Below are 13574 nucleotides of genomic sequence, written 5' to 3' on the forward strand. Positions count from 1 at the left end.
ACTGCCGGGCCGCCAGGACATGCAGCCCCCAGATAGCAGTGCCGCTAGGAGGCGGTGCCGACGGGCGAGACGTCAGCCGGGCGCTGCGGGCGCGTCTGGGCCCGGAACGGCAACAGCGCGGCCCCCACCAGGATGAAGACTGCGGCGACCACGAAGTAGATCGGCCGGTAACCTACTGTGCCGACGACCAGGGTGCCGACACCGATGCATACCGCGTACGGCGTATTGATGATCGCCTCAGACGCCACGATCGCGCGGCCCTGCAGCTCGGCGGAGGTGCGCCGCTGCACCAGGGTCACCTCGGCGACGAGGATCAGCGGCAACCCCAACCCGACCAGGACCGCCCCGGCGGCGACTCCGGTCAGGGTGGCGGTGCTGGCCGCCGCCAGTCCGACCCCGTTGAGCAGGAAGCCGGCGCAGGCGACGGTGTACTCGCCGTAGCGCCGCATCGCGGGCCCGACCAGGAGACCGGCGACGACGCTGCCGGCGCCCTGGACGCCACCGAGGATCCCGATGATGGCGGTCGGACGCTGCAGCCCGTCGCTCACGAGGGAGAACAGAGCCACGTTGATCATGCCGGCACCGCCGAACGCGACCGCGCTGGCGACGACGATCCGCCGGATGACCGGATGGTGGGCCACGTGCCGGGCCCCGGCGGCGACCTCGGTCGCGAGCGAGCCCCGCTGCGTGTCGTCGGCCGACCGAACCAGATCCCGAGGCCGGCGCAGCAACACCAGCGACGCGACGGACAGAGCGAACGTCGCGGCGTCCACCAGGATGACCGCCTCTATACCGCTGGTGGTGTAGAGCGCGGCCCCGACGACCGGCCCGATCACCCGCATCCCCTGACTGAGACTGCTGAGTACGCCGTTGGCGTTGCCGAGGCTGTCGTCGGGCAGCATCGAGTGCAGCAGTCCGCCACGGGAGGCCCGGTAGATCTGCCCGGAGCAGCCGTACAGGAAGGTGACGACGTACACCAGCCACAGGTCGGCCGTGCCGTCCACTGTCAGCAGTGCCAGGATCAGGACCGCCATCGTCCCGTCGTTGACCGTCATCAGCCACCGGCGCGGCAGCCGGTCCACCAGCAGGCCGGTCAACGGCGACAGCAGTACGGCGATCGCCATGAGCAGGAAGACCAGGCCGGCGGCGCTGGTGGATCCGGTGAGGTCCTTCATCCAGATCGCCAACACGATGACCATCATCGTGCTACCGAACATGTTGAACGCCTGACCGGCAAGGAGCAGCCGCATGTTGCGGTCACGCAGGATGACGGGTCGCATCGATCTCCTCAGCCGCGTCGAGATCCTCAGGATCGGGCACCGGGACGACCCAGCCGGCCCGGTGCAGCATGTCGAAGACCCGGTCGGCGAACGCCACCGAGATGGGGAGTTCGCCGGCCAGCGCCGCCCACCAGGCCGCGCTGCGGCGGCCACGCCGACCGTCGACAGCTCGCAACAGCGTGAGTACGCGGGCGTGGCTGCCGCCCCGATCCTCAGCCAGGCGTTCGGCGAGCCAGGCGCGGTCAGCGTCGGTGGCGGCCAGCGTCCGGGGATTGACCGGGCCGAGCGCGGCGCGGGCCAGCACCGTACCCGCTGCCTCGTCGTCGGCCGACGGCTCGGCGCACAGCGCGCGGTCGGCAGCGGTGGCGGACACGTCGGCCAGCCAGCGCGCCGTACGGACGATCTCCCCGGCCGGCACACCGGCGTACGTCAGCGTGCCGACACACCTGCCGACGATCTCGCTGCGGTGGGCCACCCGCCGGACCAACGCGGCGTCGCTGGCCGGGTCCAACACCGGGCTGCCGTCGTCACGGTACGGGTACGGTGCCGGTGGACGCTGCCGGCCGGGCAGCGCCGCCAGGATGTGCCCAGCGGCCCAGCCGGCACACGCGTCGGCGACGTCGGCGGCCAACGCCGGGTCCGCGCGTCCGCGTACCGCCGCCACGGTCGACGCCGCCACCGTGACGGTGCGACGCAGCTCAGCCGGGTCGACCATGTCGAGCGTGTCGGCCGAGGTGTGGTTGGCCCGGTCCGGCCAGTGCCCGAAGGACACCGTCGGGCACCGGGTCGGCGCGTCCGAGACGAGCGCGTGGTCGGAACCCCCGGAGAACGGCGCGGTGACCGCCGCCTGCCCCGGATCGCACGGCACCGCGCCGCTGTAGGACCGGGCCCGTGCCGGCACCAGGTCGGCGCAGCGTCCGGCCAGGGCGGGCAGAAACGACGGTACGTCGTCCGGCCCCCGCTCGATCACCAGCGAGCTGCCGCAGCGGTACGGGTCCTGCCCGGCCATGTCCACGTTGACCGCCAGGCTGGGCCGCGCCACGGCACCGCCGCCCACGAGATCGTGCAGGTACGCGGCGACACCGACGAACTCCGGTGCCCACAGGAAACGCAGATCCGGTCCGCCGGCGGGCCGGGCACCGAGCAGCCGGGCGGTCGCGAGCAGCGCGGCGACGCCGGAGGCGTTGTCGTTGGCGCTGGGCCGGGGGTGGCAAAGGTGCGCCGAGAGCAGGAACTCGTCGCCGCCGCCGTCGCCCGGCAGCACGCCGGTCACCACCGGCATGGTGGCCGTCGACCCGGCCACCGCCACATCGACGGTGACCGTCTCGCCCCGGTCGGCGGCCGCGCTGAGCCTGGCGAGTTGCGCGGCGGTGAGGCTGAAGCCGGCCAACGCCGCACCGGGCAGCAGTTCCAGCCGGCCGACCTGGTCGGCGAGCCGGTCGGTCCGGGCGCTGAGCGGGTCTGCGGCGACCGCGACGGCGCCGCCGGCCGCCGCCCGCCGGGCGCATTCCGGAAACGGTACGCGGACGTCGTCCAGCAGCACGAGCGCGCCGGTCGCGTCGGCGCCGGCGCACATCGCCGACCAGCGCAGCAGTGGTACGGCGACGCTGCCGGCGCGAGTCGGTGCCGAGTACGCCGCGAGGGTGTACGGCTGTGCCGGGTAGTCGATCAGCGTCTCGCCGCCGTGCCGGAGGCTGGCCCGCACCGGTGTCCACGACATCGGGGCCTGGTAGGTCCACCACCGCCGGGCCCCGTCTGCCGGGAACGTGTGCACGGTGACGTCGCGCAGGCCGGCGTCCACCGCCCGCTGTGCGACGTACCCGGCCGCGGCGTGAATCCCGGCCGAGGCCTGGTAGCGGTCGTGCTGGGCGACCTCGGCGACGTCGGCCATGGCGGCGTCGACGTCGATGCCGTCGTGCACCGCCGCGACCAGCTGTGACAACCTCATCGGCGGTCCGCCGGGGCAGGTCCGCCGGCGGCGGAGCCGGCAACGGCGGCTGTCGGGGCTGCGAACGCGGCGGTGAACGCGGCCAGGCGGGCCTCGGACAGCGGAACCGACAGCCGCAGCAGCGCGCCCGGTGGGCCACCGGGTGCCAGCGACGGCACCTGCTTGGCGAGCACACCTCGGGCGGCCAGGATCCGGCGTACCTCATCGTCACCGGGCAGGACCAGCCACGGCAGCCGGGGGTCGGTCGGCAGTGGGGTGAGACCGGCGGCGATCAACTGCTCCTCGACGTACGGCTTCACCTGTGCGATCCGGTCCCGCAGTGCGGCCAGCGGATCTTGCTGGGTGAGCAGCGCGGCCGCCAGGTCCAGGGCGAGTGCGCTGACCGCCAGCGGTGGCGCCACCTGCCGGACGACGTCGGCCAGGTCCGGGGCGGCGACGGCGTACCCGACCCGCAGCCCGCCGGCGCAGAACCCCTTGGACATGCTGCGGATGACGACGGTGCCGGGCAGCTCCTCGGTGAGCGGGGCGGCGCTCTGGTCGGGCGGCAGGTAGGCACCGAGCGTCTCGTCGACGACCAGCACACTGCCGACCGTGGCGCAGGCCTGCGCGACCCGGCGCAGCTGGTCCCCGGTCCACATCGGGCCGAGCAGGCCGGGCCGGTCGACGACGGTCAGCACCGGCCGGTGCTGGGTCACGGCGGCCACCGCGTCCGACGGGTCGCGCAGCGACGTGGCCCGGACCTGGCCGCCGGTGGCGCCGGGCAACTCCGGATGGCCGGCCACGTCGACCAGGACGGTGCCGCCGTCGCCCAGCCGGGCCAGCGCGTGCAGCAGGCCGGTGGCACCGGCGCCGGCGGTGACCCGTTCGGGCGGCAGCTGCCGGCCCGGCGGCCAGCGCAGGTACGCGGCGACGATGGGCGCGAGCCGCTGCCCGGCGTACGGGTCGGCGAGGTCGTAGCGGCGTGCCCGCTGGATCGCGGCCGGCCCGGCGGGCAGCGCCGCCCACGCCGCGGCCAGCGCGGGTTCGACCGGTCCGGCCTCGTCGGGGGCGGCGCGCAGGTCAAGCGGCCCTGGGGCATGGCCGTCGCCGGGCAACGGGCCTGGTGGCGCTGGCGCGCGGTGGCCGTCGAGTGCCGAGGCCACCGTCGGTGCCGGTCTGGCGACGAACTGGACGTAGCGGGTGTCCATGGTCAGCGTGGCACCTGCGGTGAAGTCCGCGTCGGTCCGGGCCACGGCGAACCCGGCACGGGTCAGCAGGGTGGCCACCTCGGTCGGGTGATAGAGCCGGACGTCGTCGGGCAGGACGGCGGTGGTGCCGTCCGGTCGGCGGACCTCGACCCGGCCGCTGCTGCGTCCGGTGGCCGGGTCGTAGCGGCGCTGGAAGTGGAACGCGGTGCCGCCGATGTCCGCGCGGGCCTCGTCGCGGTAGTGCCGGGCGATGGCGAGCACATTGGAGTGATCGAGGATGAGCAGACCGTCGGCGGGCAGCAGGCGGCGCACCGCGCGCAGCAGCCGGAGCTGGTCGGCGTCGGTTCCCCAGCCGAACGCCTGTACGCAGATGGCCGCGTCGACGTCGGGCAGCCCCCACCCGGGTGGCTGCGCGCCGAGCAGGTCCACCCGACGCAGGTCGAGGGTGACACCGGCGGCGTCGGCGGCGCTCGCGGCCCGCCGCAGCGCGTACCCGGACACGTCCACCCCGATGACGTCGAAGCCCTTGCGGGCCAGACCGACGGCGTGCCGGCCGACCCCGCAGCCCAGGTCGACCACCCGCCGGCCGGGGGCGTGGGTGGCCAGGACGTCCGCCAGGTAGGCGACCTCGGCGGCGGTGCGTTCGGCCGTGTACTCGTCGTCGGCGAACGTCCAGTAGTCGGCCGTGAAGTAGCACTCGTACCACGGGGTCGGCGGCATGCTGGTCAGGACACGGTGGTGAGTTCGCGACGGGCGAAGAAGTCGCAGACGTCGCAGAGGTCCGGTGCGTTGGCGACACCTTCCTGCTGCAGGTAGACCCCGCCGCAGACGCGGCAGGTCGCCTCCATGAAGGGGAACATGTAGCGCTGCATGTTCTCGAACGCGGAGAACATGTAGTAGTCGATGCCCGGCCACAGGTCGAGCAGATGGTCGGTCATTCCGTACGCCAGGGACCGCTCGTCGGGCCCGGTGGTGAACCGCCCCGGGGTGCCCTGTCGGTTCAGTTCCGGCGCGACCAGCTCCAGGTAGAGCGTCAGTTCCTTCTTGGTGATCCGGTACAGCGGGAAGATGTACCGCAGGCCGCCGATCTGCCGGGTCGGGATGCCACCCATCCGGAATCCGCTGGTCATCCAGGTGACCATGCTGGCCAGCAGGTCGTCGGCGTTGAAGCCGAACGCCACCACCCCGGCGCCACGCGCGTGTGCCTCCTCCTCCAGCATCCGCCGCAGCACCTGGTGGCCGATGACCATCGTCAGGTGGCTGCCCTCGTCGCTGACGATCTCGTTCATCGAGTCGACGAACGTGCCGCGTAGCCGGAACACCCGCTCCACGTCAGCCGCGGTGACGATGACCTGCTCGATTCCGAGCCGTTCGCCGGAGGCACGGGCGGCCGCGAACGTCGCCGGCTCCTCCCAGTCGGGCAGGCCGGTGATGGTCACGGCCGTCATGTTCAGTGGCGGCAGCCGGTCCCTGGTCCGCTCCAGCAGGGTCAGGTAGGCGACGCTGTCCCGCCCGCCGGACAGCCCGACGATCACGTGGTCGCCGTCGCGCATCACCTCCCGGGACAGGACACTGTCGACGAACGCTTCTTCGACGTACTGGATGAAGGCGGGAGCGTCGAACTGCTCGCCCCGGACCTCGATGGCGCCCTTGTCGTCGAAAACGATGCTCTTGGTGTAAACCGGGTTGGGTACACCGTAGACCTGCCGTTTCGGGCGGCGCATCACATTCAGATCGTAATGCCGGACCTGCCGGACTTCGATGATGTCGTCGGCGCCGACAACCGTGGTGTCCTCCGACACCACCTGCCCATCGCGCCAGCTCAACACGGAGTTGACCGGGATGCCGTTGCGGCGTAACACGTCGACCAGAGGCTGCCCCGCCGTCGCAGCCAATTCCTCGGTCGTGCCGACCTTCGTGTGGTAATAGACTGACGCCATTGTGCAACCATAGATGCCCGCCGGTGTCCGGTACAGTGCGATGATGATCCGCTCCATCGTCGTCGAGCACTACGACGACCCCCGGGCGGCGTCACGGGCCGGGTGGGATGCGGTCGCCGGCAACGGTGACACACCGGTCTTCTATCAGGACGGCTACCTGTCGGCGTACCACGATGCGCCGCTCGCGCCGCTGGAGCGGCTCGGATACCTGGTGGCACGGGAACCGGCGGGACGGCCCGTGGCCGTCCTGCCGGTCGCGCTGCACCGGTTCGCCGACCCGATCGGCGGGCTCCGCCGCCTGCATCCCGGTATCGAGCGGGACAGCGCGCTGCTCAGCCACGTCTGGCACTGCTACGACACCCAACTGCTCGGCGCGGTCACCCGCACCGACGTGGTCACCGAACTGCTGGACACCCTGCGCCGGCTCGCCGACGACTGGGGGGCCCGCTGGTACGGGTTGGTCAATGTGGACTCGTCAGGCCCGACGGCGACCGCGCTCACCGCCGCCGGGCTGACCGGGCGGCACCTGGTGGACCGCTACTCCACCGACCTGACCGGCCTCACCTCGTACGAGGACTACCTTGCCCGACTGGCTCCCCGGCCCCGGGCCAACCTGCGCCGCAACGAGCGCCGGGCGGCGGACGCCGGTTTCGTCTGCGATGTGACCACACCGGACGGTGCGGACCTGGTCGAGATCGCCGAGCTGTGCGACCGGACCGCCGCCCGCTTCGGCAACGCCGGTTTCTACCCAACCGAGACGTTCACCCGGTTCGTCACCGCCCTCGGCCCGGCCGCGCACGTGCTCCGCATCCGCCAACGGGGCACGCTGGTCGCGGCCGGGGTGTGCCTGACCGACCAGTGCCGCTTCCACACCTGGACCTGCGGTGTCGAATACCGTGTCGACGGCAACGCCAGCCCGTACGCGGCGCTGTTCACCGAGTCGGTCCGGCTGGCGCTGCGGCTGGGCCGCCCGATCCTGGAGGGCGGGCGCAGCAACGACGTGTTCAAGCGTCGGCACGGGCTGACCGCCCGCCGGCTCGACGCCTACGTGATGCGACTGTGAGCTACCGGCTGCGCGTGCATCCGGGCATCGCCCCGCAGTGGGAGCGGCTGGCCGCCGGCGGGCCGATGCTGACCACACCGGGCTGGCTGCGCGCGATGGCGGGCCGGCTCGGCGGGCGTACGCTCACCTTCGTCGTCGAACAGGGCGGCGCGGCATGCCTGGCCCTGCACGCCACCGTGCAGCCCGTCCCCCGCCCCGGTGAAGTGTTCGACCTGCACCACGTCCTGGTCAGTGAGGCTCCCGCGCTGCCGCTGACCGACGCGTCACGGGCCGCGCGAGCCGAGTTGTCGAGGCGGGCCGCACCCGAGCCGTCCCGCTGGACACCGAACCTGCTGGTGATGCTGCCCGGCTACGAATGCCTTCCCGTCGGGCCGGCGGCGACCAGCCCGGCCGCGCTCGCGGTCGCCGTCGACGGCATCCTGGACTGGGCCGCGGACGCCGGCATCGCGACGGTGGCGTTCCTCTACACCAGGCCGGAGGCGACAGCCCTGACCGGTGCCCTGTCCGCAGCCGGGTTCGTGGCGATGCCACTGTCACTGACCTGGGAGCTTCCGGTACCCAGCGGCGGGTTCGACGCCTATCTGGCGTCGCTGCCCCGCAAACGGGCAGCGGAAGCAGGGCGTGAGCTGGCCCGGCTCACCGCCAACGGCGTACGGCTGCGTCATCTGCCCGCCGATGCGATCCCCCCGGTCGTGCCGGCGCTGGCCCGGCTACGCGGCCAGTTGGTCAGCAAGTACCGGGGCGGCTGTGACGAGGTGGCCGAGCGCGGCCGGCTGGAGTCGCTGCTGCACGACGTCGCCGACGGCCGCGCCCAGGTGGTCCTCGCCGACGCCGGGGACGCCGTCGTCGGGTTCGCGCTGTTCGCGCCGTTCGGTGACGAGTGGCAGTGCCTGGCCCTCGGCTACGACTACACCGACCGCCGGTCGCGGTTCGCGTACTTCGGCACGGCGTTCTACGCGGCGGTCCCCATCGCCTCGGCACAGGGCGCCCGCCGGATCGGCTACGGACAGGGCGCGGCGCGGGCCAAACAGGACCGGGGATGCGTCGGTACGCCGCTGACGGCCTGGCTGCACTCGACCGATCCTGAGCTGATGGCCACGGCGCGGGCCGCCGCATCGGCGACCGCCCTGATCCCTGGACAGCGAACGTCCTGATCCCGGCGTCGGCGTCACCGGCGCGGCGCAAACCGCCGTGAGGTGGCGAGCACCAGGCGTTCCCACGGGTCGAGCCGGGCGCCGTGGACCGCGAGGAGGTCCTGCACCCGGGCCGGGTCGGGTCCTGGCCGGTCGGGGGTGAACTCGGCGGCCAGGATCGGCGCGAGTGGATGCCCGCCGGCCAGCAGCCCGGCGGCCTTCTCGCCGGCTCCGGCGGCGGCGAGACCGCTGAGGTCACCAGCCAGCAGGTCGGCCGCGCTGCGGCGGGCGGAATCGGACAGCTCCGGCCAGGCCAGGGCGAGGACCCGGGCGCGCAGACCGGCCAGGACCTGCGGATATCCCCGGCGCTCGGCGGGAGCGCTCCGGCTGAGCAGATCGAGCAGGGTACGCAGGTCGGCCGGGTCGCCGCCGTCGTACCCCCCGGGCCCGTCGCCGGCTCCGCCGTCGAACCCGCCGTCGGTGAAGACCGCGCTCTCCCGCTGGGAGTCGGCAGGGGTGTCGGAGCTGTGCATCAGGGCCAGCATGACGTTGATGGAGCCGAGGTCGGCACGGATCGTGCCAGCGCTCGCGTCAGCGGGGTCGCTCGCCCCTTTGGCCAGGCGCAGCCGTGCATGGCTGGGGTGTCGCGGATCGGGCCGGACGTCGCGGACCAGAAGCGCCACCGTCGGGCCGAAGTCGAAGAGCTGGTCGACGAGACGGTAGAGGTACGCCTTCCACACCTGGGTGATGTTGCGTTCGTGGAACGCGTCCAGGTTGGCCGGCCGGTGCCACAGCACCCGCCACGCCACCGGTTGGAACCCCTGGGCGACCACCCGGTCCACGATCTGCCCGCCGAGGTGGCGGGCGAGGGCATCGGGGGCGAGCAGCATGAAGACCGTACGCTCCCAGTCGACTGCTTCACTCACGCGGAGGCTCCTTCGCGGCGGTGTGGTGCCGGGTGCGGCCCCGGACCTGCCGGTTGCCGCACCCGTCGTCTGTTTCAGGTCACCGCTTCTTCTTTTTCACGACCGGGCGCCGTGTGTGGACAGCTTGGCGGTTCATCCTGGCCTCCTTCCCGGGTGAGCGCCGGGTGATCCGTCGGTTGGCGGATCAGCGAGCGGGTGTGCGGCCGGCAAGGGATGGTCACTTGCGGGTGGTCGTCTTCTTCTTCACCCGCGGCCTGCGGCCGAACTTCATGTTCCGGTTCACCCTTTCCCTCCCTTCAATCGGTAGGTGGTCTGCCGGGTGGGCCGCTGCGGGCTTTTACCCGCCAGCGGTCGCCACCACCAGTTGGTCCGCCATGGACACGGCGGCGTCGTGGACCTGCTGTGGGGTGGCAGCCGCGATCCGGTCGGCGTATTCGGCCACCGACCAGTCGACGCTGCCGCCCAGCAGAGCGTGCCGGCCCAGCAGGAGAGTCTCGTCGAGGGAAGTCTCGGCATCGAGTCGGACCAGCCCGGCAGCGCGTCGTCGGGCCACAGCCACGCGGGCGTCGCTCCAGCCGTCCGCCACCGCTGACCGTACGAGGTCGGCGGCGAGCCGGGCCACCTCGTCACGGTGCTCGACGGCGGTGGTGATCGCGATCCGCCAGACGCCGGTGTCGTGGTAACCGCTGAGGTCGCCCCAGATGTCGTAGGACAGCCCCAGATTGGTACGCAGTTGCTCGACGAGGACGGACGTGTTGCCCCCGGCGAACAGTTCCATCACCACCTCGGCGGCGGCGAGCCGCGGGTCGGCCAACGAAAACGCGGGTCCGCCGAGCACCACGGCCGCGGTGTCGCCGGGCAGCGGATGATCCAGCCGCCGGGACCGTACGCCGGGAGCCATTGCCGGCAACGGGCTGGGGAGCGGGGACGGCTCGGCCGCGGGCCGGTCGGCGCGGGCGCTCTGGTGCGTTATGGACAGGCCGGCGAGGGCGCTTCGCGCCATCGCAGCGGTCACGGCGGCGGGGGTGACGCCGCCGGTGACCACGACGGCGACTCGTCCGGCCCGGACGTGGCGGCGGGACCAGGCGGTGACCTCGGCGGCGGTGAGCCGGAGCGCGTCGGCGGGGCTGCCGCCGACCGGCCGGCCCATCGGGTGGTCGCCGTACACGGCGGCGAAGAACACGTCGTGGACGATGTCTGTGGGGTCGGCTTCAGCCAGGCGCAGCTCCTCGATGACCACCCGACGTTCGGCCTCGACGAGGACCGGGTCGAACTCGGTGGCTGTCGCGGCCTCGGCGAGCAGGTCCAGTACGGCCAGCGCGTCCGCTGTCGGTACCCGCGCGTACAGGACGACGTAGTCGCGGGCGGTGGTCGCGTTGCCCTCGCCACCGTACGACTCGATTTCGTCGATGACCCGCATCTTCCGGCCGGGCGGCACCGCCTGCATGACCAGGTGTTCGAACAGGTGGGCGGTGCCAGGTGAGGTTTCGTCGCGGGATCCGGCGAGGATCCACACCGACACGGTGGTGATCTCGGCACCCGGCCGGTGACGGGTCAGCACCCGGATGTCGTCGTCCAACGCCCGCCCGACGATCTCGGCGGCGGCGGTCACGGGTTCGCTCCGGTGGTCGCCGGACTGGGCACCGGGCCGGACAGTTCCGCCACGGTGTCTTCGTCGACCTCGTCGCCGATCGTCAACAGGAACCTGCCGACCGGAGTGTCCACCCAGGCCAGCCGATCGCGCTCGTGCAGTGTGGCGGTGGGGGCGTCACCTCGCGGGGCACCGTCCAGTGGCAGGCCGAAGGCCAGCACCCCGGCCCGGACGGACGCACCGGCGGAGAGCCGCTCGGCGGCCGCCGCCCAGGACCGCTGTTCGATCCGGGCGGAGGCACCTTTGATGTTGCGACGCTGCAGGTGGCGAGCCATGCCGGTGAGGGGACGGCGCAGCACGGCAGCACTGCGGATCACCCGACGGGCGCGGGTGTCCAACTGGTTTCGTCGAGGTGGTGGTGGCAGCGGCGGAAGGCTTGTCCGCGCGACGAGCGCGGCGAGTTCGGCGTACTCCGGCCACAACCCGAGTGCGGTCAGTGCCCGGGTGAGTGTGATCAGCTCGTCCTCGGAGGCCGAGGCCACCAGGAGGCTGGCGTCGATCAGATCCCGGGCCCGGAAGCGTTGCTCGAAGCGCTCGAACAGGAGCATCAGGGTGTTCTTCACCGCCGGTGCCCGCCACGGTTGCGGCATGGCGGTCAGCGGTGGCACACCGGCCAGGTCACCCAGCGACCACCAGGTGGCGATCTCCACCCCGTACGGCAGGACGAAGCGGGATTCGTGCGGACGTCGCAGACTCACCATCATGTGGAGACGATCGCCGAAACAGGCGAACGTGCCGGTGTGCAGGTCCCAGCCATCGTCGATGAGCAGACCTGCCGCTCGCCACAGAGCGGCTTCGGTGCCGGCGACGTAGTCGAGATCGTTCATGGTGCGACCAAGACCAGCCGGGTAGCGGTCGGCTACCTCCAGCCCTTTGATCGGGGTCAAATCGCTGACGCGTGCGGCGAGCTCGGCCGCCACGGTGCGGTAGAACGTGACCCGCGAGGTGGCCAACTCGAGATCGTAGGCAATCCCCGGGTCGAGGGTGACGCCATCCGCAGCCCACGCGGAGTACAGGGTGGCGGTCAGGGACGGCTGTCCTTGGCGCAGTGCCGCGACCGCCTCGGCCGGATCCTCGAGCTGCTCACCGCAACAGACGCTCAACGCACTAAGGACATCGTCCGCCGACAATTGGAAGGTCACGGCACGGTGCTCCTCGCGGGCTCGGCGACGCCGGCGTTCGCACCGCGCGGCGACGCCGAGCGCCCGACGGCGGTGCGCTAGTAGTTGGGCAGGCAGTCCGTGCAGGTGGTACGGAACTTGACCACCTGGACCGCCTGGCGACGCGCGAGCATCTTCTCGACCCGGCTCGGAGTGAGCAGCGTGGGCGCGACAACCGTGTCTTTCCTGACGCTAGTGGAATTCTTCACTTCATCCCCTTGCTAGGAAAAGTGGTGGCGTATTCAGCTGATCGTACGGATCTCGCCACACGCAGTCAATGCATAGATCTCAATCGCCAGCCAGGGATAGGGAATCGATCAGCACCAAACTAGTGAATGCCGGATAAAAGCTGGGAGTCACCCAAAACCGACCAATCACCGCCACCTAGGACGGAGTCCTCAAGATCAGTTGATGAGAATTCGGGCGACACGCCGACGCCAGCCCGAATTTTCGTCAAGTGATCTTCACGCTACGCCTGGCGCGTCGAGCGGGGTGAGCCGGCCAAGGAAGTCGCCGAACGACCAGCCCATGCTGGTAGTGATCACCTGTCGCTCCCGCCAGGCGATCGCATCCGCCGTACCCGGGCCGGCCAGCAGGTCCTTCGGCAGGAAGCCGACGCTGCCCGGGCGGGGTTCCTTCAGCCGAAGCAGCAGCAGACCCTCCATCGGGACCGCGATGACAACGAAGTCCGTCGGCAACTTCCCGACCCGCCACTCCCGCTCCGCGGTCAGCAGGTCGAACGACGGATACTCCGGGTGCACACCCAGCAGCGGACGCCCCGGGAGCAGCGTGAACGGCGCACCCGGCACCCACTGCGGCTCCACCGGCTGCATACCGTTCGTCTGAGACAGCCAGTCCCGGTAAGCCCAGGGCAGCGGGCGCCCCAACGCCTGCTCCAGTGCCTGCAACTGACCCTCATCGAGCGGGCCGAACGGCTGCCGCTGCGCCGGCCGCCACCCCGTCACCGCCGTCGACTCGTCCACCACCGGCGGTGCCGCGCCCGGCGCCAGCCGCCGCACCGTGACCCGCCACCGACCAGCGTTCTCGAAATGCGCCCCAGCGAAGTACCAGGTGTCCGCGCCGATCGGGAAGGTCTCACCCAGCCGCAACAGGTGCGTCGTCGAATCGGCAGACCCGGGAAGGGCCACCACCACCTGCGCGGTCACCGGCCGGCCCGGGTTCGCCCCCGCAGCACCGAGGCTGAACGCACCCATATTCATCTGTGTGTTGTTCCGGACCACCAGCACATCAGGGTACGAAGGCACAATCCTGTCCTTCCCGTCGAG

At 71.8% G+C, this 13574-nt stretch carries 11 protein-coding genes; 2 read left to right on the forward strand and 9 right to left on the reverse strand.

Annotation, left to right across the window (positions count from 1 at the left end):
• Nucleotides 1-44 precede the first annotated feature (44 nt).
• Genes O7629_RS25795 through O7629_RS25810 form a run of 4 tightly spaced genes read right to left on the reverse strand, consistent with a single transcriptional unit; the run spans nucleotide 45 to nucleotide 6355 of the window.
• On the reverse strand, nucleotides 45-1280 hold the full coding sequence (locus O7629_RS25795) for an MFS transporter (RefSeq protein ID WP_278172383.1): 1236 nt from the start codon (nucleotides 1278-1280) through the stop codon (nucleotides 45-47).
• Nucleotides 1258-3228 (reverse strand): DUF4910 domain-containing protein, encoded by a 1971-nt coding sequence (locus O7629_RS25800; protein ID WP_278172385.1) that lies wholly within the window; start codon nucleotides 3226-3228, stop codon nucleotides 1258-1260. Before O7629_RS25800 ends, O7629_RS25795 begins: the two co-directional genes overlap by 23 nt.
• Entirely contained in the window at nucleotides 3225-5135 is a 1911-nt protein-coding gene (locus O7629_RS25805; RefSeq protein WP_278172387.1) for an aminotransferase class I/II-fold pyridoxal phosphate-dependent enzyme, read from the reverse strand. Before O7629_RS25805 ends, O7629_RS25800 begins: the two co-directional genes overlap by 4 nt.
• A 5-nt stretch (nucleotides 5136-5140) precedes the next feature.
• A complete protein-coding gene (locus O7629_RS25810) occupies nucleotides 5141-6355 on the reverse strand; it encodes a hypothetical protein (RefSeq protein WP_278172389.1) in 1215 nt (404 codons plus the stop codon).
• A gap of 43 nt (nucleotides 6356-6398) precedes the next feature.
• Here O7629_RS25810 and O7629_RS25815 point away from each other — a divergent pair, with 43 nt between their 5' ends.
• Both O7629_RS25815 and O7629_RS25820 read left to right on the forward strand, forming a co-directional pair.
• Nucleotides 6399-7418 (forward strand): GNAT family N-acetyltransferase, encoded by a 1020-nt coding sequence (locus tag O7629_RS25815; RefSeq protein WP_278172391.1) that lies wholly within the window; start codon nucleotides 6399-6401, stop codon nucleotides 7416-7418.
• Entirely contained in the window at nucleotides 7415-8572 is a 1158-nt protein-coding gene (locus tag O7629_RS25820; RefSeq protein WP_278172393.1) for a hypothetical protein, read from the forward strand. The genes O7629_RS25815 and O7629_RS25820 overlap by 4 nt, the downstream gene beginning before the upstream one ends.
• A gap of 14 nt (nucleotides 8573-8586) precedes the next feature.
• On the opposite strand, the gene O7629_RS25825 is transcribed toward O7629_RS25820, so the two are convergent.
• From O7629_RS25825 to O7629_RS25845, 5 genes are all read right to left on the reverse strand, one after another.
• Nucleotides 8587-9477 carry a nucleoside-diphosphate kinase gene (locus O7629_RS25825; RefSeq protein WP_278172395.1) on the reverse strand — a complete coding sequence of 297 codons (891 nt, stop codon included), beginning with the start codon at nucleotides 9475-9477 and terminating at the stop codon, nucleotides 8587-8589.
• Between the two features lie 337 nt (nucleotides 9478-9814).
• A complete protein-coding gene (locus O7629_RS25830; protein ID WP_278172396.1) occupies nucleotides 9815-11089 on the reverse strand; it encodes a pitrilysin family protein in 1275 nt (424 codons plus the stop codon).
• Nucleotides 11086-12270, reverse strand: coding sequence for a hypothetical protein (locus O7629_RS25835; protein ID WP_278172397.1), 1185 nt, complete (start codon nucleotides 12268-12270; stop codon nucleotides 11086-11088). Before O7629_RS25835 ends, O7629_RS25830 begins: the two co-directional genes overlap by 4 nt.
• A 77-nt stretch (nucleotides 12271-12347) precedes the next feature.
• Nucleotides 12348-12497, reverse strand: a complete 150-nt coding sequence (locus O7629_RS25840) for a hypothetical protein (protein ID WP_278172398.1) — start codon at nucleotides 12495-12497, stop codon at nucleotides 12348-12350.
• Between the two features lie 255 nt (nucleotides 12498-12752).
• Nucleotides 12753-13553 carry a DUF6406 domain-containing protein gene (locus tag O7629_RS25845; protein ID WP_347403694.1) on the reverse strand — a complete coding sequence of 267 codons (801 nt, stop codon included), beginning with the start codon at nucleotides 13551-13553 and terminating at the stop codon, nucleotides 12753-12755.
• Between the last annotated feature and the right edge of the window lie 21 nt (nucleotides 13554-13574).

It is taken from the genome of Solwaraspora sp. WMMD792, from assembly GCF_029626105.1.
GTDB lineage: Bacteria > Actinomycetota > Actinomycetes > Mycobacteriales > Micromonosporaceae > Micromonospora_E.

Bases quoted from the DNA above. Each gene is read 5' to 3' on its own strand.
- O7629_RS25810 (WP_278172389.1), bottom strand. From the start codon at position 6,355: ATGGCGTCAGTCTATTACCACACGAAGGTCGGCACGACCGAGGAATTG.
- O7629_RS25815 (WP_278172391.1), top strand. From the start codon at position 6,399: ATGATCCGCTCCATCGTCGTCGAGCACTACGACGACCCCCGGGCGGCG.
- O7629_RS25795 (WP_278172383.1), bottom strand. From the start codon at position 1,280: ATGCGACCCGTCATCCTGCGTGACCGCAACATGCGGCTGCTCCTTGCC.
- O7629_RS25805 (WP_278172387.1), bottom strand. From the start codon at position 5,135: ATGCCGCCGACCCCGTGGTACGAGTGCTACTTCACGGCCGACTACTGG.
- O7629_RS25800 (WP_278172385.1), bottom strand. From the start codon at position 3,228: ATGAGGTTGTCACAGCTGGTCGCGGCGGTGCACGACGGCATCGACGTC.